Source organism: Desertivirga xinjiangensis, from assembly GCF_024436435.1.
GTDB lineage: Bacteria > Bacteroidota > Bacteroidia > Sphingobacteriales > Sphingobacteriaceae > Desertivirga > Desertivirga xinjiangensis.
On record NZ_JAFMZP010000002.1, the window covers coordinates 789,782 to 812,436 of the forward strand.

General features: G+C 43.0%; 13 protein-coding genes and 1 tRNA gene. 6 read left to right on the forward strand and 8 right to left on the reverse strand.

Annotated features, from left to right (window positions below; genetic code table 11):
* Positions 1–171: 171 nt before the first annotated feature.
* The 5 genes from J3P37_RS08190 to J3P37_RS08210 all read left to right on the forward strand — a co-directional run bounded on the left by J3P37_RS08190 (position 172) and on the right by J3P37_RS08210 (position 8,015).
* Positions 172–1,842, forward strand: a complete 1,671-nt coding sequence (locus J3P37_RS08190) for a tetratricopeptide repeat protein (protein WP_256010611.1) — start codon at positions 172–174, stop codon at positions 1,840–1,842.
* A gap of 230 nt (positions 1,843–2,072) precedes the next feature.
* On the forward strand, positions 2,073–4,781 hold the full coding sequence (locus J3P37_RS08195) for a TonB-dependent receptor (protein WP_256010612.1): 2,709 nt from the start codon (positions 2,073–2,075) through the stop codon (positions 4,779–4,781).
* A gap of 27 nt (positions 4,782–4,808) precedes the next feature.
* On the forward strand, positions 4,809–5,840 hold the full coding sequence (locus tag J3P37_RS08200) for a hypothetical protein (RefSeq protein WP_256010613.1): 1,032 nt from the start codon (positions 4,809–4,811) through the stop codon (positions 5,838–5,840).
* A gap of 128 nt (positions 5,841–5,968) precedes the next feature.
* Positions 5,969–6,910 (forward strand): purple acid phosphatase family protein, encoded by a 942-nt coding sequence (locus J3P37_RS08205; protein WP_256010614.1) that lies wholly within the window; start codon positions 5,969–5,971, stop codon positions 6,908–6,910.
* 1 nt (position 6,911) lies between these two features.
* A complete protein-coding gene (locus J3P37_RS08210; RefSeq protein WP_256010615.1) occupies positions 6,912–8,015 on the forward strand; it encodes a phytase in 1,104 nt (367 codons plus the stop codon).
* Positions 8,016–8,274: 259 nt separating this feature from the next.
* On the opposite strand, the gene J3P37_RS08215 is transcribed toward J3P37_RS08210, so the two are convergent.
* The 7 genes from J3P37_RS08215 to J3P37_RS08245 all read right to left on the reverse strand — a co-directional run bounded on the left by J3P37_RS08215 (position 8,275) and on the right by J3P37_RS08245 (position 21,228).
* Positions 8,275–8,823 carry a dihydrofolate reductase family protein gene (locus tag J3P37_RS08215; RefSeq protein WP_256010616.1) on the reverse strand — a complete coding sequence of 183 codons (549 nt, stop codon included), beginning with the start codon at positions 8,821–8,823 and terminating at the stop codon, positions 8,275–8,277.
* Positions 8,824–9,026: 203 nt separating this feature from the next.
* Positions 9,027–11,243 carry a response regulator gene (locus tag J3P37_RS08220; RefSeq protein ID WP_256010617.1) on the reverse strand — a complete coding sequence of 739 codons (2,217 nt, stop codon included), beginning with the start codon at positions 11,241–11,243 and terminating at the stop codon, positions 9,027–9,029.
* A gap of 336 nt (positions 11,244–11,579) precedes the next feature.
* On the reverse strand, positions 11,580–14,123 hold the full coding sequence (locus J3P37_RS08225) for a zinc-dependent metalloprotease (protein ID WP_256010618.1): 2,544 nt from the start codon (positions 14,121–14,123) through the stop codon (positions 11,580–11,582).
* A 5-nt stretch (positions 14,124–14,128) separates the two neighbouring features.
* Entirely contained in the window at positions 14,129–15,511 is a 1,383-nt protein-coding gene (locus J3P37_RS08230; RefSeq protein ID WP_256010619.1) for a RagB/SusD family nutrient uptake outer membrane protein, read from the reverse strand.
* A 10-nt stretch (positions 15,512–15,521) separates the two neighbouring features.
* Positions 15,522–19,145, reverse strand: a complete 3,624-nt coding sequence (locus J3P37_RS08235) for a SusC/RagA family TonB-linked outer membrane protein (protein ID WP_256010620.1) — start codon at positions 19,143–19,145, stop codon at positions 15,522–15,524.
* Positions 19,146–19,267: 122 nt separating this feature from the next.
* Positions 19,268–20,455, reverse strand: a complete 1,188-nt coding sequence (locus J3P37_RS08240) for a FecR family protein (protein ID WP_256010621.1) — start codon at positions 20,453–20,455, stop codon at positions 19,268–19,270.
* Between the two features lie 206 nt (positions 20,456–20,661).
* Entirely contained in the window at positions 20,662–21,228 is a 567-nt protein-coding gene (locus J3P37_RS08245) for an RNA polymerase sigma factor (RefSeq protein ID WP_256010622.1), read from the reverse strand.
* Between the two features lie 274 nt (positions 21,229–21,502).
* Here J3P37_RS08245 and J3P37_RS08250 point away from each other — a divergent pair, with 274 nt between their 5' ends.
* Entirely contained in the window at positions 21,503–21,655 is a 153-nt protein-coding gene (locus tag J3P37_RS08250; RefSeq protein WP_256010623.1) for a hypothetical protein, read from the forward strand.
* A gap of 88 nt (positions 21,656–21,743) precedes the next feature.
* Here the strand turns inward: J3P37_RS08250 and J3P37_RS08255 are convergent.
* A tRNA-Pro gene (locus tag J3P37_RS08255) sits at positions 21,744–21,817 on the reverse strand.
* Positions 21,818–22,655: the final 838 nt, after the last annotated feature.

Sequence of the window (22,655 nt, forward strand, 5' to 3'; positions counted from 1 at the left end):
CCTAAGCTGGAACTGAAACGTTTGGTCGTATCCAGCTAATGAATAAACTGCCCGGTTGGGAGTGCCATTCTATGTTAGGATAAAATTATCCGATATATCTCTAATTTAACATTGCTCTAACCTACGAGTCCTAATTTTAACATTCTAAATAGATATCCTTAAAATATCCAAATGAATGTTGATTTCGGTAGGTTAACGCAGTGCCCCTTGCTAAAAATAGCTGCGATAATAAACATTTTCGTCATTTTACAAATCTTCCCGTTAAAGGCCAGTTCCCAGAAGCTTATACTCGAAAAACTGCAGCATTCGCGGTCCCTCATTAAACAAAATCCGGATGCAGCATTCCTGGAGATCAAGCGCCTGTTGAAAGAGTCGCAAGATAACATGGATGAATTCGCTATAGCAGTATGCTATGAGCAGATTGGCGAATTATTTTATTACCAGGCAGCATATTCCCAGGCATTAGACAATTACTATAAGGCTAATAGTATTTTCAGGAAGCACCACTATGATGATGAGTTGGCTGGGAATCTGAATAAAATAGGAGAGACCTATTATTATAACCGGCAATACGGCATTGCTTTGAAGTCGTTCCAGGAAGCCATCAGTATTTATAAAAAATCTAATAACCGTAGCGGAATGGCCACTTCCTATGGTTTTATCGGCCAGACTTACGAAAAGAACAATGATGATAAACAGGCTTTCCATTTTCAAAATCTGGCTCTGGCCGAATTTAGAAAACTGGAAGATCAGACCGGCATTGCCAAGATATACGAGAATTTGGGAAGCATATACGAAGATAAGCTCCAGCTGGATTCTGCGCTTAGATATTTTAACCTTGCTCTCGACCTGAATAGTTCACGCGATGACCGGATGTCCCAGATCGAAATATTAAATAATATAGGTGATGTATTTCGTAAATCCGGCCGGTATGTCGAATCGTTGATCTATTCTAAAAAAGCCGAAAAACTAGCCGTTGAACTGAATGAGCCCTATCAGCAAGCCAGTGCCTGCCGGGATCTTTCTAAAGCATTTAACCTGATGGGGAAAAATGACAGTGCCTATCACTACAGCGAAGCTGGTAGAGAAGTTTTTATGAGTATCTTTTCTCAGGATAATAAAAAACAGCTTCTATTATTGCAGACCTTGTTTGAGATCGAGCAAAAAGACAATACCATCATTCAGTTTGAGAAAGACAGGCAGGCAAACAGATTGTTCGTAATAGCTGCCATTGTGATCATCGTGCTGCTAATAGCACTTGCAGTAAGTATAATAAGTAAACAGCGACTCAAAATCATCAATCAGCATCAACTAAATCAGCAAAATCATTCGCTCTTTGAAGCCCAGAAGAAAGTAATGGAGGCTGATCTGTATACCAAGCAGCTTAAAGAGGAGAACCTCAAGGCTGAACTGGAACTGAAGAGCAAAGAGCTTACCAGTCATACACTTCATCTCATTCAAAAAAATCAACTTCTTGAAGAACTAAAAAATAAGCTCAATGCCATGATCAAAGACGAAAAGCGGGATCAGCGCAAAGAACTTAAGCAGGTGATAAGCCTGATCAGCTTCAACAACAATCAGGATAAGAACTGGGAAGATTTCCGTGTTGTTTTTGAAAGAGTGCATGAGCACTTTTTTGAAAGCCTGAAAAAATACTGCAATACCCTAACATCTTCTGACCTTCGGCTTGTGGCGTTGCTAAAGATGAATTTGAGCTCTTCTGATATTGCAACGATGTTGGGTATATCACAAGACAGTCTCCGGATTTCAAGATACAGGCTCCGTAAAAAACTTAATCTTGAAGAGGGGGAGAATCTGAGTTCGTTTATTCAGAGGCTATAGAGGACAAAAGCGGAGGCTTAAAAGTAAAGTAACCGTCCGTTAACGCAAACTTAATGGCTCAATATTAGATATTAAACTATTGATGTACAGGTCTTTATTTTTGAAATTGGTGTGATGTTGCTGTTTTGTATACGCTTTTCTGCCCGCTGTATCTTTTTTGTAACGCCATAAAATTGATTGCTCGTTTCTCTGCTTTAATCTTTGCCCTTAGAAAAATAAATCACAATTTTATGAATCTTAAAGCATTACTTTTTTGTGTGCCAATTTTGTTTCTTGCTGCTATGGCTTTTGGTCAGCGAGCAATTGTTAAAGGCAAAATTACTGGCCAGCAAAGTAAAGAACCCCTGACAGGTGCTACCGTTCTGCTTTCCGGAACAAATAACAGCACAATAACTAACCTTAATGGGGAGTATCAGTTCTATGTAAACTCGGGAAATGTAAATCTTACGGTACGGTATCTTGGTTTCAGAGATACAACTTTGACTGTAAATCTGAAAGGAGGTGAGTTGAAAGTACTTAACGTAGCTCTTTCCGGACGCCAGCAGAAATTAAGCGATGTTACCATTACCGGATACACGCAGGGCCAGGCAAAGGCGCTGAATCAGCAAAAGAATGCCGACAATATCAAGAACATTATAGCGGCAGACCAGATAGGACGTTTTCCTGACCCGAACGCCGCCGAGGCATTACAAAGGGTTCCAGGAGTAAATATCGAAAGAGATCAGGGAGAGGGAAGATATGTTTCTGTAAGGGGGCTTGCACCGCAGTTTACTAATACAAGCATTAACGGCGAGCAAATTCCTTCCCCTGAAGCGGATGTACGTTTTGTAGCCCTGGACGCTATTCCTTCTGATCAGTTGGCATCGATTGAGGTGACCAAAGCCCTGACGCCCGATCTGGACGGCGATGCTATAGGAGGTTCCATTAACCTCATCACCCGTACACCTCAAAGCAGCATTCCGGAAATAAGCGGATCATTCGGTGGGGGATATAATAATTTGATGGGAAAGTCAAATTTGCAGGGACAATTGCAATATGGTCAGCGCTTTGGAAAAGATGAAAAGCTTGGCCTCTTATTGAACAGCAACTACTACCACAATGATCTTGGTTCTGATAATGTTGAACGTTCAGTTGCAGATAACGAACTGGAATTGCGCGACTACGAGCTCACAAGAACACGTTTAGGCTTGAGTTCATCTTTAGATTATAAATTCAATAATCACCATGAAATCTATTTGAAAGGACTTTATTCGAGGTTTACTGACCGTGAATTCCGGAGAGCTTATGTTTTTGCTCCCGAAGATGAAGAAATAGTTAAAGCAACTAAAGACAGATTTGAATCGCAATCGGTTATTTCTGTCAATGCCGGTGCTAAACATACATTCAAAAAGTTCTTCCTGGATTATGAAGCCCAATATAGTTACGGGGAACAGAACACTCCCTACGATAATGAGGCAGAATTTATCGCAGGAATTTCAAGCAACATCGATTTTAGTAATTCTCGTTATCCTGCCTTCCAGGCAGCTGACTATACCAACAATTCATTATACGAGTTTGACGCCGTAGGCTTTGGCAAAACCCTGGCAAAGGATAAAAACCTCACTGCAAAATTTAATATCGGTTTGCCGTATAAGTTGGGCGATAATGATGGCCTGATCAAATTTGGGGCAAAAGCAAGGTCGAAAGATAAAAGCTATCGCATTCAGCAAAACACTGTAGAAAATCTTGGTGGTGTACCAACATTGGATGCTTTTGAAGAGGACCCGGTAAAAGATGAATTTTTTTCCGGCCGGTATGAATTAGGCAGACCTCTAAATGTTACCAGCCTGATCGGTTATTATAATGCCAACCCCGGTCAGTTTGAACTACAGGTCGAAGATAAAGCGATAGACGAAGCGCTGGAATCGTATACTGCAAATGAAGATGTTGTTGCCGGTTACCTGATGGCACGTCAGCAAATAAAGAAGTTAATGGTTTTAGGAGGCGTGAGGTACGAATACACCAGGGTAAAATACAATTCAAGCGATGTAGTGATCAATGAAGCTGGAGATCTTGAAGATATCTTACCCGTTTCAGGAAGTTCCACCTACGATTTTATCTTACCTCAGTTACATTTCAAATATGAACTTAGCAAGTTTAGTAATCTGAGAGCAGCACTGACCTGGTCTTATGCGAGGCCAAACTTTTCAGAGATCATTCCTGCACAGGAGATTAACCGGGAGGATAATGTTGCAACCGTTGGTAATGCAGATCTGATGCCGGTCAGTGCTATTAATTACGATTTGATGTTCGAGCGGTACTTCGGTTCTGTGGGGATCGTTTCGGCTGGTTTATTCCACAAAAAACTCGACGATTTTATTTACAGACGAGTCCTTTTTAATACATCTTACCCCTTAACCGGTCCTGCTGCCGTAACTGGCATCGATGTGGTTCAGGTTCAAAATGGTAATGCGGCTCAGGTAACCGGTTTAGAGTTCGCTTTCCAAAGAAGATTAACCCTTATTCCGGCATTAAAGGCTTTTAGTTTATATCTTAACTATACCTACACGCACTCTAAAGCAAATATCCAGAGTAGGGAAGCTACTGAATCAGATTCAAATGTTCAGGAAGAGATCAGGTTGCCGGGACAATCTGCAAATGTGGGAAATGCCTCTCTTGGATATGAAGGCAAAAAACTGTCTTTGCGTACTTCTATTAATTTCAGCGATAAGTTCCTTTCAGAAGTTGGAGGGTCAAAAGCAGAGGATATTTATGTAAAAAGTCGTCTGCAGCTTGATGCGAGCGCCAGTTATGCCTTGAATAAAAAGATCAGGTTGTTTACTGAAGTGCTGAACATTACCAATCAGCCATTACAGTTGTATCAGGGAAATAAATCACAGACTATCCAGCGCGAAATGTATTCTTTCTGGACCCGGTTTGGCGTAAAGTTCAATCTGTAATTTCTAACAAGCTCATTAAAAGAACAAATGAAAACATTAAAATATATCTTTTTCGCATCGGTTATCCTGTCAATGACAGCCTGCGATAAAAAGAACGATAACCTGATTGCCCCCATTGTGGAGAACGATTTCCCTCAGATCCTGTTACTGGCGGATGAAGGAGACGGTGAGTTAGAGGATGAAGACAAATTCAGTTTTAAAATAACGCTGGCAGACCGGAAAGATCCAGAGGGAAATGAACTTGGTGGTAAGATCATCCCATTAGAACAGGATGCTACTGTTAACTTCGAAGTTTCAGACACTAAAGGCTTCGATGCCATTTCTTCTTACATCTTAGATGCGAAAGCCTTTTACGAGATAGACGACTGCACAAGCTCCGAAGATGCAGACATAGACCTGAACATGGTATTCGATGCACGTACGGGCAAGGGCAGCGTTACCTTTCCAAAGGGTGTAGAAGAAATCGAGATCGAGTTTGAAACGGAGGCCAGCCTATTCGACGATGATGTGTTCAATGAAGAAGAGCGCGGCCTGGAAATTAAGCTTAGTTCTGTAAATGCTCCGGGACAAAATGTGGTGGTAAATAGTTCAAACGTTTTCGAATACCGGGTATTAGATGATGAGGGTATCTATGGCGAGTATGAATTGGATATCGATGATGCCAGCCAGTTCCAGAATTACATAAACCTGTTTGGGCTCGTGAATGAAGAGGTTAAAGGTCTTTCTGCTGATGATGTTGAAGAAATAAAGATCGAATTTCAATACGGTGAATTAAAGGCCCTTGTGGTATTGAAGCAAACAATCCAAGTGAGCGAATGCGGCGAAACCGAAACTGTAAACCGCGAAATTGAGATTGAAGCTGATCTTGAAGAGCTGGAAGGCGATAGTCTGAAAGGCGACCTGGAATTAGTGGGTGAAATCGAAGATGATAAAGGAGCATCCAAAGAGTTTGTTTATAAAGGGAGCTTTGAAGTGGTCTCTGGTGCACTTACATTGGTATTGCAGGGGGAGTTTGATGACGATGAAACTGAAGAAATAACCCTGGCACTGAGTAAATGAAGCAGCTGAAATTAATCTTAAGTAGATTATCTGGTAAGTTTACATATTCTTTTGTAATACTTATAGTTATCCTGTCTGGGTCGTTCCAAGGTTTATCCCAGACAGCTTCTCAAGCAAGCTCGCAAAAGTTGTCAAAGATCATTGCTGAAGAGAAAGCATCAGGGTACCAGGGAGGTTTCATCGAATCATTGCAAGTGAATGAAGATGCCCTGAACTTCCTGGTGATAGGCGACTGGGGTCGTAACGGGCAGTATCATCAGACGTCGGTGGCTAAGCAATTAGCCAATGCTGCAATTACGCTGGACAGCAAGTTTATAATCTCAACCGGGGATAACTTTTATCCAAACGGTGTGCAAAGTATTAGTGATCCGCTATGGAAAACATCTTTCGAAGATGTTTACAATGACTTTCCTTTACTACAGGACTGGAATGTGGTATTGGGCAATCACGACTACCGGTCGAATCCCGCTGCGCAGATTGCCTACTCAGCGATCAGCGGCAGGTGGAATATGCCTGACTACTATTTTTCGCAGAAGCTGAGCATTAATGACGATGCCACGCAAAAGGTTTTATTTGTTTACATTGATACTAACCCTTTTGTAAAAAAGTATTATAAGGATGATGACTATAAAAAGCAAGTGTCTAAGCAGGATACAGCGGCACAAAAAACCTGGATCAACAGCGTGTTGAGTGATCCTGATCCGGCGATAAAATGGAGGATTGTAGTGGGGCACCACCCGCTGTATTGCGGTGGCAAGCGGGTAAAAAGCCTTGAAACATTTGACATCCGGAATTGCTTTGAACCCTTGTTTAAGAAGTACAAGGTCGATGCCTACTTGTGCGGCCATGAACACGACCTTCAGCACATCAAGCCGGCCGGCCAAACTCACTATTTTGTGTCTGGTGCAGGCTGTGAGGTGCGACCAACGGGAAAGCTTCCTGAAAGTCGTTTCGCAAAGGCTGACTTTGGCTTCATGACTTTCTCTATCAGCCCTGACAATATGCTGGTGCAGGTGGTAAACGACAGGGGAGAAGTGATCTATACAGATAATATTAAGAAAAAGAACTAACATGTTGATTTTAAATAAACTACACCTATACGCGGCTTTTGCTTCTGGATGCCTGATTGCCCTGAGCATATCCTGTTCAAATAAAATAACAACGAAAACAAACGGTACGCAAGGACCCGACAATGTTGTAAAACCCCTATATATTACTGAACCTGTGAGATTTGACACGGACGATCCGGCAATATGGATTAATCGGGCGGACCCGGCTCGGTCACTGGTTATTGGTACCGACAAAGATAAAAACGGCGGGCTTTATATATACGACCTTAAGGGAAAGATAGTCAAGGAGAAAACTGTGAAAGGACTAAAACGTCCTAACAACGTAGATGTAGCCTATGGTCTGACTTTAGGTGGGAAGAAATTCGACATTGCCGTGGCTACCGAAAGAATGACCCATAAAATTCGTGTTTACTCTCTGCCGGATATGAAGCCCCTTGATAATGGAGGAATTGAAGTCTACGAAGGTCAAATGGGCATAATGTTCCGGGATCTAATGGGAATAGCCCTCTATACCGATCCCGCAGGAAAGATCTATGCTATTGTAGGCAGGAAAACAGGCCCTACCGATGGCACATACCTCTGGCAATATTTGCTTGAAGACGATGGTAATGCACGGTTAAAAGCCACTTTAATAAGAAAGTTCGGAAAATATAGTGGTATCAAAGAAATTGAATCGATAGCGGTCGACAACGAGCTAGGCTATATTTACTACTCAGACGAACAGGTAGGCGTACGGAAGTATTATGCCGATCCAGCAAAAGGCAATGAGGAGCTCGCTTTATTTGCCACGGAAGGTTACACCGAAGATAATGAGGGCATCAGCATTTATAAAACCTCGGCAACTACCGGCTATATCCTGGTATCTGACCAAAGTGCGAACAAATTCAAAGTATACAGCAGGGAAGGGCTTAATAACCCTCACAATCATGCTTTGATCGATTCTGTTAAAACGGCAACAGTTAAAAGTGACGGGTCGGATATTGTGTCTGTTCCGTTAAATAGTGATTTTAAACACGGTTTATTTGTAGCGATGAGTGATGACAAGACTTTCCATTTTTACCGATGGGAAGACATAGCCGGAAGCAAACTGATCATTAATCCTTAGATTCAAAGACTAAAATAGCAGGCTTGATTCCCTGCTATTTTATTGTTCTCAGGAAAGATATGAGCCGGTAAATTTACGAAGGTAATTCTAAATTGAAGTGATTGTTTTCTGGCAGTTTATTGTATTCGGCCAGAAACTCAAAGCCATACACCTCAGGCATGTTAATGTCAAGAAAAATGTATGCCAGAGAAACAGATAATGCACTTGCGCGCCAATGCTGAAATGCAGACGCTTTTCGTCAGCAAATTTTAGAGCTACCTCATTTTGGTCGATATTTTAAAACTACGCCACCTGTGGAGAGTTGTTGCGACGAAATCAACGATAGCTTTTTTGTCGTCAATCCTTTTGGAAACAGGCATCTTCCGCTTCCTGCAATAACAGGTGCTACCCCTATTCTATACTCATCAAAGAGGTTTTCTTCAACCAAAGTCTCAGATAGGTATGCACTGCCGAACACATACATGTCTTTATCTCCACCTGACTTCAGCTTTTTAAGTTCTCCTACCACATTTTCCTTAATGAGGATGGAGTTATTCCAATCTGCTGATTCCAATGTCCGGGAGATTACTATCTTGGGAGTCGTATTCATCAATCCTGCAATCTCACCTTCTGCATTTTTCCAATATGCAGCCATACCCTGAAACGTTATCCGGCCAAATACAAGGTAATCTGCCGACTGCAACTGTTCAACTGATAATTGATGTAGCTCGGGTCCCCAAACGGTTTCGTGAAAGGGAAGGTCCCAGCTTTTTTCTCCTTCAAAATATCCATCAAGCGTAATGATATTCCACATTATTAATTTTCTCATGTTATTTCTTTTGAAAGTTTATTTAAATAGGCAGCTAACGTTTACTTGCACGGGTGTGTCAGCCAAAATAAATATACGTATTTATATTAGATCCGTGGCGAATCCTCGGCATTGGACTTTTCCCTACAATTATTCTGCTTGTCTATAAGCGCCAAACAATCTCGGTATGTGTTGTATGCTCGCAGAGCACTAACTAGCCTCTGTTATGTCCGTTTGCAGGCCCTCAGCACCTCCAGCAAACGCGGCACATTTACCGGCTTCGAAATATATTCATCCATACCAGCAGCCAGACAAGCCTCCCTGTCGCCCGGCATTGCATTTGCCGTCATTGCCACAATCCTCGGTTGCCTGCCCTTGCCGAAACGAATCGTACGTGTAGCTTCCAGACCATCCATATTAGGCATCTGAACATCCATCAAAATCAGGTCGTAGGTATTGGTCTGAGCCAAGCTCACCGCCTCGACACCATCATTAGCCAGGTCAATCCTATAACCCAGCTTGCTAAGGATCCGGTCAGCCAGCTTCTGGTTGATAAGATTATCTTCAGCCAAAAGAATATTTAGTGGAAAATTCAGGGCAAACTCAGCAGAGTACGAGGAACCAGCATCCTGCCTTCGATGTGCAGGCAAGGGAAGCTTCGTTTTTAATTCAGCCCTTACCGCTTCGAAAAACTGACTCTCCTTCACAGGCTTGGTAATAAGTTTTAAAGACAGCTCAGGATACCTCAAACATACATCATCACCCACATCCGACAAGATTAATACAGGAATTTCCGGAGATAGCTTCCTGATTGCAGCAGCCAGATCAACATCATTCCATTCCGGCACAGACCTGTCCACAATAACAAGACACAAATCCTTGTTTTCAGAAAGGATTTTTAAGGCTTCCTTCCCTGAAGCAGCCAGCACTGGTGCCAGTCCAAGACGAAGAAGATGAGTTTTTAAAACCTCTCTTAGTGTGGCATTGTCATCCATAACCAAAACCTTTTCCTTGTCATTTGGAAAACGCTCCTCAAGATAAAAGTTCCGGCCCGGACTCCTTCCATTGATAAAGTTTAAGGAAAACGAAAAACACGAACCACTTCCCAGTTCACTTACAACCTGGATTTCGCCGCCCATCAGATCGATCAGGCGCTGACTGATCGCCAGTCCGAGGCCCGAACCTCCATATTTCCTTGTGGTAGATGAATCGACCTGGGAAAACGCTTTGAACAGAGCAGGCAGTTTTTCCTCCCGGATTCCTATACCAGTGTCACTCACACTGAACCTAATCTCCGTATGTGAACCAGTAGTATTTATCTTACGTACCTGAATAAAGACTTCACCCTTTGAAGTGAACTTCAAGGCATTGCCGGTCAGATTGATCAGCACCTGTGATAAGCGATAACTGTCTCCAAGCAGATACTCAGGGATTTCCGCATCCACCTGGTATATCAGATCCACGGAGGAACTGCTGTTCCCCGAAAAAATATCCATCACTTTTTCCAGGCAGGCTCTCAGATCAAATTCCTGCTGCTCTAACTCCATTCTGCCTGATTCAATTTTAGAATAATCTAGAATGTCGTTAATCAAGCTAAGCAAAGATTCACCACTGGATTTGATGATTTCAACGTACTCATTCTGCTCAGTACTCAACGGAGTAGAAGATAAAAGTCCCGCCATCCCGATAACACCGTTCATAGGAGTCCGGATTTCATGACTCATGGTTGCCAGGAAAGTGCTTTTCGCCTCATTCGCTTTTTCAGCCTCCCGTTTGGAGCGCTCAGCATCCTCGAGTGCTTCGAGGGTGAATTTTTGCTGCGTCTCCAGTTCACTAAGCATCGATTTGTTTAACCGTGAATACTGTTCGTTGATAATAGAATTCAGGATGACAATGATGAATAATGCGGTTATGGCAATACCCGTTCCCATGAAAGCAATCCAACCCTCCCGTAGAATTGAATTGTCTAATTGCAACGAGAAAGACCCAATCAGTGGGTAACTGAAAGCAAGAGAACTGTTGAGCAGGAGGGTGCAGGCAATCCAAATCTTTTCGTTGAGAGCAAAGACAAGTAAAGGAAATACTAGTAAGCTCAGCTGAAGCTGGTATAGCGCCGGAATTAAATCCTCATTCGGCTTCAGTAAGCAGGCATGATACAAAGTTAGAAAGACAGGAATATTAGCAGCCAGCAGGAACCTCGAAAAATTGACTTTTTTATAGAAATTTAAAACTAAACAGCCCGTAACAGACAATGCGACTCCCAATGGGCAAAAAAGAAGCTGCGGGAAATAAACCGCAGTCAGCACAATATAAGGAATATCAAGAAGAACAGTTAAAAGCGAAGTTTTATTGGTCAGCTTAAGCTTTTGTTGTAACCACTCTTCCTGATCTTCATCAATTCCCAGGGCAAGTAAGGTATGTAGCACTGCTGCAGCTTTCATTACAAGGAATTTTTTATTTCTACGGTGGGTTTTTATCGGGGTTTCGTATAATTACGAACTATAGGCGAGGCAAGCTATGTATGATTTATCCTTATGTTTAGAATCTACATGTACATAATAGATCTGATGTTTCATCAGATCCAATGTTTTTTGAAACCCTTAAAGGATTGTACTATTATACTTGTCAGTAAGTCTTATCTGGATTTCTGACAGTGACCACCTGGCTGAAATGTTACCATCGGTATAGAGAACCAAAAAAATTCCTTCCCGGTGGCGCATTAGATCAATGGCCATGCGGAGAACCCGTATGGCCATTAAATAGTAGAAAAAAAATTCTTATCTCGGAATGATACCGTTCCGATCAGCAACAAATTTGCTTTCAATAAACGCATCCATACGTCTAAGATGACTCCTCGTTTCTTTATTCAAAGTAGTATTAGCTGCTGCTCTTCTGAAGGAGGACTGCAATCTTCGCAACTCCTCAGAAAGATAACTTGACAAATCACTGGTAGCAATATTATAGTATCTTCCAAATCCGATCAGGCTGGCTTCGTTAGGAAAAAAATTCATATAGCACAACCGATATACATAATTCTTCTGCAGATTCCTGCGATAAAAATCAATATTCCTTGCACTATAGATCTCAGCATTGATACCTTTGTCGAAGTCCCTCAGCAGGTCTTTGACTGTATATGTCCGCACGCTAAATTCCTGCTCATTGATCAGCAGACGGCTTAAGTTCGCCCGGGTGAACACCGACTCAATAACACTCTTCTGTAACTGATTCAACTCCACACCGAAACTACTGTTCAGCCGGTTCAGGACAATTTTCGTATTCAACCACATTGGTGTAGAAAAAATCTCTTTATTAAGGAAGCCGACAGCCTCTTTCTGGATCTCATAAGGCACCGGCTGATACATTAATCCCGGCTCTGCATTGATTTTAACAGTGTGGTATTCCCCGGCAATATTCTTTGATACATGGCCCAGGTACCTACCGAACTGCAGCCAGAGATCAGAATAAGACATATTAAGTTTTTCCTGGCCTTCGGTTGGAACATTCACCCATTTATGCAGTTCCGGTGCAATCCTCTTAAGGTTCTTTATTCCATAATAGCCAGCTTTCATCGCGTTGTCTCCCAAGTCCTCATTTTGGGAACGGGGGTCGCTTGCCTCCAGCTCAGATCCGAACCATAAGTTTTTATTCCTGCGAATTGAATCGGTGACCATCTTAATCAGGTAGGGTGTTTCAGCCTCCGGATTCTGGTAATCCGGCAGCCAGCTGTATCCCCATTTTATAGCCCAGAGATCATAATCGCCGATTTTAGGAAAAAGACCGCTCTGAGGGATCTTATCCTCCGGCTGTGCAACATAGTTGAAACGGGCATAATCCATGATAGAAGGCGTATGGCCATGGCTTTCGAGCCACTTTTTATCCCTTAGCTTCTCGACCGGAACTCTAGAACTTGCCCCGAAATTATGCAGTAAACCAAGAGCATGGCCTATTTCATGCGAAGAAACAAAACGAATAAGTGTACCCATAAGCTCATCATCGAATTCCGGCTTACGTGCAGCTGGATCAGCGGCTCCGGCCTGCAGGCGATACCATCTTTGCAACAGAGACATCACATTATGATACCAGAAAATATGACTTTCCAGGATCTCACCGCTCCGCGGATCAGACGTGCTTGGCCCCATAGCATTGGCCACGGACGACGGGCGGTAAATAATAGCCGAGTGCCTGGCGTCATCAATGCTCCATGTACTGTCCTGCTCCCGGGTCGGAGCCTCTTTTGCCAATACGGCATTTTTGAAGCCGGCCGCCTCAAAAGCTTTTTGCCAATCGTTCACACCAGCGATCAGATAGGGAACCCACTTTTTCGGCGTTACAGGATCGATGTAGAAAACAATCGGTTTGACCGGCTCTACAAGCTCCCCCCGTTTATACTTTTCCATATCTTCGGGTTTAGGTTCAAGCCGCCATCTTTTGATGTAAGCAGTAGTAGTCACGCCCTGCGGATCAGCACCAAAATCTTTGAAAGCAGTCGTAAAATATCCCACACGTGCGTCCGCCAGACGACCTTTCATAGGCTTCAGGGGAAGCAGCACCAATGAAGAGTTCAGCTCGATAGTAAATACGGAACCATTAGGATTAATTCCGGCATTGTATGTTTTCACCGCTCTTATTTCAACGTTTGTGTTATACGTATGGACATAATCAATATAACTCCTGTCGTTGATCTGCCCAGCCATGCCAGCCCGTTCCTTGAATATTTTTTTTTGAAAATATAGGACATCATTATCGCTGTTCAGAAACTCAGTTACATCCACCACGACAGCCGACGAATCTGAAGGCATAGTCAGAACCGGGAATGTGGCAACTATGGCACTCACATTATTCTTTTCCAGGGCAGCAAACAAAGTCATCGTACTATCCTTGGCGTACTCAGAATAAGATCTGCGTCTGAGAAAAAGCTTGTTATCGGGACCCTTCTCGAAACTGTAGACAGTTTCCCCGATTTGATCGCCGGCGTAGCCTGAGCTTCCATTTCTCATATCTGAGGAGGCCTTGGCGATACGGCTGACCACTAGGATCTCTCTCTTCAGGATATTATTGGGGATTTCAAAGTAAAACTTGTTGTCTTTTTGGTGGACAGTGAAAAAGCCGGTCTGGGTTTTAGTGCCCTTGCCTACCACATCAGAATAGGGTTTTAAAGCCTTCGCTTTCTTTAAGCTGTCCGCTGTTTTTTTAGCCGGATCAACAGCTTCAATTGGGCTGATGAGGGAGACCTTTTTTTTCTTCTTAAGGATTGCGCAGCCTGAAATGAGCAAAGCTCCGCAAATAGCTCCGCCTAACAGCGTCTTAGAACTTTTTAACATGTTTTTTATCTCGGATTTTGTATTATTTCTGGATTTAGTTGAATGTATTTATCAGCAATCGCGAAAGTATAACGGTTACTTTCCGGCTCAAGCGTATAGCTTTCTCCTTTAAATAACCGGGTAACAGGCGAAACCAATCCTGCGTCCTTGCTTAGGCGGCGCTGATCGAACCAGCGCATACCCGTACCTACCAGCTCACGCCCTCTTTCGTTAATTACATGCTGCAAAGCCTCAGCACGAGAATCTGCACTAAGGTCAGCGCTGTAATTTACCCTTAGATACCTTTTTTTACGAAGCGCGTTCAGAATGCTGACCGCCCCTGAAGGATCATCAGCCCGGGCCCGGCACTCCGCTTTTATAAGCATCAGCTCGGGTACAGTGGGACCTACCCAGACACCGTCCGCCGTTATCCTTGACTTATAATAGAGCTTATTACCATTGCCTGCAGGGAAGTTTCCTCCAGGGATATTTGGATCTGAAAGGTAAAAGGTTGTATAACGAAGATCATTTACCTGATCATAAAGGGCGGTGGCCGAAGAACTGATCGCCAGAGAAGTTGGGAACTGGGAGGTACGCTTAAAAAAGATCACTTCCGGATTTCTTATTTTAGCCGGGTACGTATTCCTGTTAGCTGCATAATCATTTAGGTCGACCAAAGTGTTCTGAATGCCCAGGGTACGGTCAGCGTATTCTTCTGCCTGTGCAAACTGACGCATATTTAGGTAAACCCTAGACAGTATGGAGTAAGCCGCCGCTTTGGAAGGGTTAGGACTGTAATCAGGTTTATCCGGCAGGCCTGTCAAAGAAGCCTTCAGGTCCTCAGATATTTTTTCATATACCTTTTGGACGCTTGCTCGCTCAAGACTGGAATAGAATGAGGTGCTCAGTTGAAGAGGTACACCTGGATCTGATTCTGCACTTAATGGATCATATTGTTTAGCATAAAGGTTAACAAGGGTATAGTAAGCAAACGCACGGTGTACCCGTGCAGATGCGAGAACTAACTCCTTCAAAGCTTCAGTTCCGCCTTCACTGTTCATTATCCCTTCTTCTATCAGATTACAGGTATAGATCTGTTTGTATAAATTATTCCAGTCAACATCCTCTTCGCTTTGACCATATGTTTTCTCCGCCCAGATAAAAGCATTTGCCTGAGAGAGAGATAAACTGTTTTGCCAGCTGAGTATTTCGTTCCCCGTATCATCCGCAGCAAGGACCGGCAGATAATAAGCAGGGTCGAAAGTGGTCGAGTTGTAAAGAAGCTGCTGAAAATCACTTGTCCGTTTAAGCACGCGAATCTGCTCTGGTGAAATCTCAACATACTTCCTGCATGCGGAATGAGCAAGCACGGTAATCAGCATTAGGCCTTTGTAAATATATCGCTTCATTGTACTGTTCTTAAAGTGAAAGATTAAAACTGAAAACATAATTTCTTGTCGGTGGAAGATTCGATAACGTTCCGTCAGCCTGATAGGCGGGATCTATTCCTTCTTTATTTGCCACCCATAACAATCCGACGTTACTTACCGTTGCAGCCAGACTGATCCCTTTTATAAACGGGCTCTTCTTGAAGAATGAAGGTGGAAGGTTATAGCTAAGACTCACTTGCTGCAAGCGGATATGGCCTGCATCCCTTACATTCTCATCCGAGTTTGCGTACCAGAAGATACTGTTGAAATTCGTGTTGCTAAAACCAGGTACACTCGTCACCGACTCATCACCCGGCTTTCTCCAGCGCATTGCAAGTACGTCAATGTTAGGAATTAAGCCAGAAACAGATCCAGAAGTGGGGTAGAAGGACGTATTCACTGTTTTATAAAGGAACTTATGTCCAAAGTAGTAGCTGGCCCGCGCTGAAAGGCTCAGATTTTTGTAAGTAAAGGTATTGCTAAGTCCCCCGAAATAAGGTGCCGTTGTTCTCCCTGCATACTTGCGGTCTTCAGCGGAGATAGATGACGAACCGGAAGACTGTATGACCGAGCCATCTGCTTTATAAATTTTCGATTGTCCTTTCTCATCCAGACCAGCGAAGCGGAATACGAAGAAGTTATCAACAGGATAATCATTGATGATCATCCCTGAACCCACCGAAGTAGAATTGTTTTCAAAGCGAGCATCCGTGACTTTATTGGTATTGTAAGAAACATTACCGTTCATCGTCCATAGAAAGCCCCTGCTTTTAAGAAGGTCTCCCGACAAGCTCAGCTCGTAACCATGGGCTGAAAGCGTGGCAGCATTCCTGGCCAGAGAGGTGAAACCATAAGTTCCATTCATCGGAATGCTTACAAAAATACCCTTGGACCTTTTTTGGAATACGTCGGCCGAGATGGACAGACGGTTATGAAAAAACCGCGCATCAATCCCCTGGTTACTAAGAGCTGTGATTTCCCATCCTAGATCTCTGTTTGCAGGATTCCCGATGCTGCTGTAAGGCAGCTGGGTGTAGCCGTCGACCAGTCCGACGCTTACTGTTGCATAATTCTGCGAGCTGCCTGGCGCATTCCCGAGTTTGCCATAAGTTCCCCTCAAACTAAGTGCTTCAAGCCATTGTACCCCTTTCATAAAGTTTTCTTTTTTAAGATCCCAGCGCAACCCCGCCGACCACAGCGGAGTAGCCCTGTCTTTACGGCTTACACCCAGAATGTTATAGTCATCAAAACGAATGCTTCCCGATAAGAAATATCTTGCCTGATAAGAGTAGGATGCGGTACTATAGTTAGAAAGGTACCTCACTCTGTTCTTGAATACCGTCCCGTTAGCGGCCGGCAGTAGAGACACCTGACCAAAAATGGTAGTATAGCGTGTAACCGTATTGGCATTGATCGAAGTAGAGAGCTCTTCATTGTAGCCATACAGGACCTGGGAGCTGCCCTTAGCACGCTCTTCCCTGATCTCAGAGCCGGCGATCAGGTTCAGGCTGTGAACATCATTCCAGTTCTTGTTGATGTCCAGTTGAATCCTCAAACCATAATTGTCTTTATTAACCCTGCTGCCATTATAAACCGAGCCCTTAGGAAAGCCATATACCGAATTAATAGCAGCGTTACTGCTATTGGCAGTATTGGTGCCATTGTTAATGTTGTTCCTGACTAGGTAACTATCCTGATTCTGAACAAGTGTCTGTTCCTCAAGGCTTTTTTGAACCTGTCCCGAAGCGGTTAAACTGGCCCAAGAGCTTAATACACCTTTAACAGATCCGTTCACCCTGACGAGATTTCTTCCATTCACCGTGCTATTGTAGTTCAGTTCATCAATAGGATTGTAAGTCCAGGGCAACAGGTTTCTTACCCGGGTAAGGCTGTCCGAAACACGTGTAGTGTAGTTTACGCCCCGGTAGATCTTATTGCCGTTTTCATCTATGAGCTGGTCATAAGGGGCCATTCCAAGTCCGCTGCTACCCATAGCGGCGACAGCTGCACCGTTTACCTTTGCCTTGGAATTCAGATAATTAAGCCCAATGTCTATAACAAGTTTCTTATTCAGATATTCATTGCTGAGGTTTGATATTACAGAATAGCTTTCAGCATCATTGCTTTTGAAAATGGGCTGATCCTTCGTGTAGTTTCCGGAGATATAGTACGAGCCGTTATCTGAACCGCCCGAGAATGAAAGATTGTATTGCTGAGAAACAGCATTCTGTAATAAATTATCCCTGAGCTGATCTCTCCCGGAACGTGCAGTCAGCACCTGTATGGCAGAATCACGCTGGCCCGTATACAAAGCATTCCGTTTTGCTTTCAGCATCCATTGCTGGCCTTCGCTTACAGGAGCTGATCGGTAACCCTGGATCTCCGGGTCCAGAATATAGCCCTTATCTACCAGCTCCTGTTCCATTTCAAGGTATTGCTGATTGGACATGGCCCGTACATTGGAAAAATTTCCAGGCGCGGAACTGCTGACAGCAGAATTGAAGTTAATAGATGTCTGACCTTTTTTACCCTTCTTTGTCGTGATAACAATCACACCATTTGCCGCACGCGCTCCCCAGATGGCAGAAGCAGCAGCGTCTTTCAGAAAAGTGATACTTTCAATATCTGCAGGATTGAAATTTGTTAAAACAGCATTTCCAGAGTGCGACGGCTGGTTTTTAAACGATGTACTGCCATCTACAGTGCCACCCTTGATAGTCGCAAGGTCCTGGTTTAATGCGGGGAAACCATCAATTACCACCAGGGGAGAGGCATCCGTACTTCCGAACGTGCTGATCCCTCTGATTTGGATCTTGTTATTACGAATATCAAACTGAACCCCGGGAACTTTACCTTCCAGGCGTTCCATCAAATTGACCGACGGGGTGTTCGCTATTTCTTTAGCCGTCACCACCGAATAAGCTCCGGTAACACTTTCCTTCCTAATTTGCTGATAACCGGTCGATACCGAAATCTCATTCAGCGCCTGTACAGCAGGTTTGAGCCGGACTACCATATTGGTGCTAGCCCTTACCTCCAGCGTTTCAAAACCGATGTAGGAAAAAATAAGGATTGCGTCATCAGGCAAGCCAGAAAACGTAAAGGTTCCGAATGAATTAGTCGAAACCGTTCGCCTGGTTCCTTTAAGGGTGACATTTACGCCGGACAGTGATGAACCGCTCGTTAGGTCTAATACCTTACCGTCGATCTGGACAGTAGACAACCACTTTTCCACCTTTTCAAGAAACGAAACATCTTTCTTTTTAATTACTATTGTTCGATTGACAATAGTATAGGTTAATTCCAAGGGAATAAGGGTCTTTTCTAAAACTTCCTCAAGCGGGGTGTTGTTAAAAGCAGCCTTTGTTTTAAGAGCATCGTTTACCTTGTCTTCCTGCCAGAATACATTGTGCCCTGTTTGCCTTCTGACCTCTTTAAACAATTGCTTAAGTGAAGCGTTATTGTCTTTAAACGTAATTCTCTGCGCGCGGCCTGCTGCACTCACCTGGACCAGAAAAATTGTTAAAATAAATATTGTAAGCTTCATAGTACGAACAACAAAAGTTATGGCGCAGGCAGACCAGCCAGACCTGTTTTGATCCTGAAATTTCATTATATTTGTTTTTTAGTGCTTTAGTCGGATGTGATTTTATGCTACTGAACACTGAAAACTTAACCGGGGATGTTAGCGCATTTCCGGTTCTTTCTGTGTTCTTTGGTATTAGGAACTGTTAATTATTTCATAGCCGTGATCCTCCTTCCTTCTGCTTTAAAATGAACCGATCCGGTAGACTCCAATACTTCCAGTAATTGCCGGATATTTTCGAAGCGAGAGATGCTTCCTTTGAATTTTTGCCTCTTAAGATCAGGATCCCTGAACTCGATCTCAACATCGTACCAGCGGGCCGCCTGTAGCAGTATAGTTTGCAAATCTTGTCCATCGAACATAAACAGACCATTCTTCCATGCCATAACCTCTTCAGAGTCAATCTCTCTGATTCCAATGGATTGCTTTTCAGGCAAGACGCACGCTTGCTGCCCCGGTATCAGGATGACCCTTTGTCCGCTCGCAGAAATACTGACCTTTCCCTCAAGCAAGGTCGTTTTTACAAACTCTTCTTCCGGGTAGGAATTGATGTTAAATTGTGTTCCCAGAACTTCTACACTTTGTCCCCTTGAAATGACATGAAAAGGAACCTCTTTACCTTCAGTTGCGGCATGCTTTGTCGAGATCTTTCTGGACACCTCAAAATAGACCTCGCCACTGGTCTCTACACGACGCCTGGCGGCAAAAGCAAGGTTTACCGGGAATCTGATGGAAGACATTGCATTCAACCAAACCCGGGACCCATCCGGTAGCACCAATTCAAACTGCCCGCCTTTGGGCGTAGTAATCGTGTTGAAGGCACTAGAGGAGGGAATTACGCCCATTGGCTTTATCTCATACTTCAGCCTGCCGTTTTTATCCGTCAAGATCTTAATCCCTGACTGGGAAAATATTTGCTGCCCGGTCTGGCTTAAAACAACCTGACGACCGTCTCCGAGAGTGAGTACTGCTTTGTTCGTTCCAGGCTTGATTGCGTTGAGGTAACGTTCACTTAGCAGCTGTTCTTTCTTAAGGTTCATCTGGTGCAGACATAGAATACCGCCCATAATCAGCAATACGGCAGCGGCAGCCGATAACCATAGTCGCCTGACAATCAGGGGACGATGCTCCCTCCTGATTTCCTTATGAATACGCGAAAGGATTTTCAAACGATGCTCCTCCCGGGAAGAAGCAAAAGTCTCTTTTATAGCAACGGAAGTCTCCAGGTTCGAATGAAACCATTCATTGAATTCTTCCCTCTCATCCTGACTGATACTCCCCTCAAGCCATTTTGCAGCCAGTACCTCTAATCTTGTTTTTTTAGAAATCTCATCCATTTGGGAGTCTTTGAAAGTAAGTCCCCTGAAAGAATAAAACTCCTCAAAAAAAATAAAAAAAAATCAGATGATTTGTAAAATATTCCAGATAATCACACTGTTTATGATTTTATATTTGGAATACTTTGTCAGTATTAGCAGGACTTTTGCAATAATTATGTTATAAATCACAGATATCATGGGTTTATGACGAGAATAACCATAAATCACAATAGATATATAGAAAGAAAAGACTGAATTCCTGTTTTTAAATTTTTTTTAGCGCGAAAAAGATGCCCATCCACTGCCTTTTCGGATATTCCCAGGTGTTTTGAAATTTCTTTGTAGCTCATGCCCGATTCCTTGTTCATTTGATATACAAGTCTGCAGGTCTCAGGAAGGCGTCTAACAAGGATCTCGAGCTGCCTTTTCAGATCTGAAAAATTTAGATATTCCTGAGTGGAGTCATCTAACAGATCGCCAGTAAGTTGCTGTTTTTCGTAAAGTCTTTTTTGACGCTGCCTGCTAAGATACTTGATAACCCTGTATTTAACACATACCATCAGATAACACTCAAGTTCCGAATTGATAAGCAGATCTCTTCTGCGTTTCCATAGAGATAAAAAGATATCCTGAACAATTTCCTCGGCCTCCTGAACATCATTAAGTTTATGTATCGCCACACCCAGAACCCGGCTCCAGTACCTATTATACAACTCATCAAAAGCCTTTTGATTTCCCTCGGATATCAAAAGCAGTAATTTTGCATCAGAATGCGTTAAAAAACTACTCAAAAAATTCCCCTCTTTCTAATATATAGCATAAAATTAGATATTATTTATAATTTTTAATGTATTTTGTTGTAATTATATAAATATTTACTGTGTTTTGATGTGGATTTTAACGTATTACTAAGGATTGTTAAATAAATTGATTTTTTATATCGTAATTATGGTCCATTTGAGCGCAAAAACGGTTTGTGGACTCCGAATACAAGCCTGATCCGGATCGCCAAAATCTCAGATTCCTAATTCGTGTCCTTTCTCAAATATTTATTTAATATCTAGTATGAAAATTGCTAAGACAAACTTATTAACAAGCAAGCAGCTGGCTTTGGGCATCTTGAACCAACTCAGTCACGAACTTGCTTTAGCTAATGGTAGGGAAGCGGTGGAGATGACGTTAGATATAGATTATGACTTGCTTTTGAAGGACGGATGAATTCCGGAACGGTTGGATTGGAGGCTAGGCGTTAAAATCCGTGACATGTTTTAAGATAAAAAAAGTCACTGATTGGTCAGTGACTTTGTCGGGATGGCCGGATTTGAACCGACGACCTCCAGCACCCCATGCTGGCGCGATACCGGGCTACGCTACATCCCGAATTAACATATTCGTAACGTGTGGCAAATATAGAAGTTGAAATGAACATTTAAAAGAAATCCGGCTGTACGTAAGAAATTTTAATATTGACCATCGTTAAGCGCTTGTTGTATTCATTCCGGGGTCGGGGATACAACCCGACATCACAGCGGTTGATGCGCTAGTTTCATTCACCAACGATCAATGTGGCAACATCGTCCGCCAGGTCACTGAAACTTACTGGAACGGTTACGTCAATTCAAGAAGCTCCTCGACATACGAATACGATAACAAAGTAAATGTCAAAAAAAACCTGGACTACCCAACGGATTATGTTGGCTTTTTTGTCCTAATAATATGGTGAAGCATGAGTCGGTTGTAGATAATCAGCCCGCCCAGCTGATAGAAACAAGAGATTACCAGTAGACTTCTGATGGTAAACCACGAACGGCTCAATGTCACAGTACGGAGGTTCAGTGGTCAGCTGGGAATTTGAATACAACAAATAATCAGGGCTTGCAAAGTTTCCCGGTTGAAAACGTTAAATTAGATCAACATCATTCGGCGGCCAATCCAAAGTTTAGTCGATATCCGCTTAAAAAATCAAGACATTATTGTCCACGACTTGAACAGCTACCAGGTTCCTATCTTGTCCTGACCTGCTTCTTTATTAGACCCTGGTAAAATCGTATTTGCGTCGTGCAATGACGGTAGAACCTCGGTCTAGTCACGGTTTAATCACGGTATAAATAGTACAGGGGTACGAGAAGTGTCTCGTCCTAATTAGGCTATACAGGTTAGGGGATTAATAGTAATTGAGCTATACAGCTTGATTTGTTATTTCTAAAGTAGCTATACA